The 1,403-nt window shown below is 71.1% G+C and carries 2 protein-coding genes; both read left to right on the forward strand.

The features are described from left to right. A partial coding sequence (locus AOK01_RS39005; protein ID WP_107100036.1) for a DUF4349 domain-containing protein occupies nt 1-872 on the forward strand: 872 nt, incomplete at its 5' end. A gap of 67 nt (nt 873-939) precedes the next feature. Next, nucleotides 940-1,403, forward strand: a 464-nt coding sequence (locus tag AOK01_RS39010; protein WP_169800184.1) for an NAD(P)/FAD-dependent oxidoreductase, incomplete at its 3' end; no start/stop codon positions are given.

Genomic DNA, 1,403 nt, shown 5'->3' on the forward strand with positions numbered 1-1,403 from the left:
CGGCCGACAGCGGCGCGGCCGGTGTGCGGGGCGGCAGCGGCGCCAAGGGCGGGCGGGCCGCCGAGCCACCGGCGCCGACCAGCCACATCATTCACACCGCGTCCCTGACGGTGCAGGTCAAGGACGTGCCGAAGTCCCTCGCCGAGACCCGCACCGTGGTCGAGAACGCGGGCGGCATGGTCGGCGACGAGACGACGGACCGCGACTCCGAGGGCCACGAGCGTTCCCGTGTCGTCCTGCGCGTCCCGGCGGACACGTACGAGGACGTGCTCACGGAACTGGAGGGCTCGGGCAAACTCGTCGACCGCAAGGCGAAGGCCGAGGACGTCACCGAGCAGGTCGTCGACGTGAAGAGCCGCATCACGTCGCAGCGCGCCAGCGTGGCACGGATCCGCGAGCTGATGGACCGTGCCTCCAAGCTGAGCGATGTGGTCACTCTTGAGGGCGAGTTGAGCACGCGCCAGGCCGACCTGGAGTCGCTGCTGGCCCAGCAGGCCTCCCTGAAGGACCGTACGAGTCTGGCCACGATCACGTTGTCGCTGTCCGAGACGCCGGTGAAGAAGGCCGTCGAGGACGACGACCCGGGGTTCGCGGACGCGCTCGGCGGCGGCTGGGACGCGTTCGTCGCCATGTTCCGCTGGATCGCACTGGTGCTGGGCGCGCTGCTGCCCTTCCTGGCCGCCGGGGCGCTGCTGCTGTTCCTCTGGGCGCGTTTCCTGCGTGGCCGGACGCCTGCCCGCCCGGCCACGGCCGCGGCGGTGCCGGGTGCGGGGACGGGCTCGCTGCCGGTCGCGCCGCCCGTCCGGACGGAGCACGACGAGAACAACGAGAACGACGGGAACAACGAGAACGAGGGGAGCGACCGGGACTGAACGGGAACGACCGGAACTGAGCGAGCCTGGGCGGGACCGAAGTGCGCGGCCCCCGTAGCGTGTTCGCATGAACATGAGCCGCGAGAAGCGTACGAAAGAGCGTCTGGTGGTCGTCGGAGGGGACGCACGCAGGATGAAGGGCCCCGACGACCTTGAGATCATCGCTTTCGAGCGGGGACACTTCAGCTCCTTCTCCGCGTGCGGCATCCCGTACTGGGTCGGCGGTGACGTCTCGGACCGGGACCAGCTGATCGCGCGGTCGCCCGAGGAGCACCGAGAACGCGGAATCGACCTGCGGATGCGTACGGAGGTCACGGAACTCGACGTCGCGGGGGGCCGCGTGCGCTCGCGCGACCTGGAGTCCGGGGCCGAGGCATGGACGTCGTACGACAAGCTCGTGATCGCGACGGGCGCCCGCCCGGTACGGCCACCGCTCCCCGGCATCGACGCCCCCGGGGTGCACGGCGTGCAGACCCTGGACGACGGCCAGGCCCTCATCGACACCCTGAACCGTACGGAGGGCCGCCGCGC

Origin of the sequence: Streptomyces aurantiacus (genome assembly GCF_001418335.1) — a bacterium.
GTDB lineage: Bacteria > Actinomycetota > Actinomycetes > Streptomycetales > Streptomycetaceae > Streptomyces > Streptomyces aurantiacus.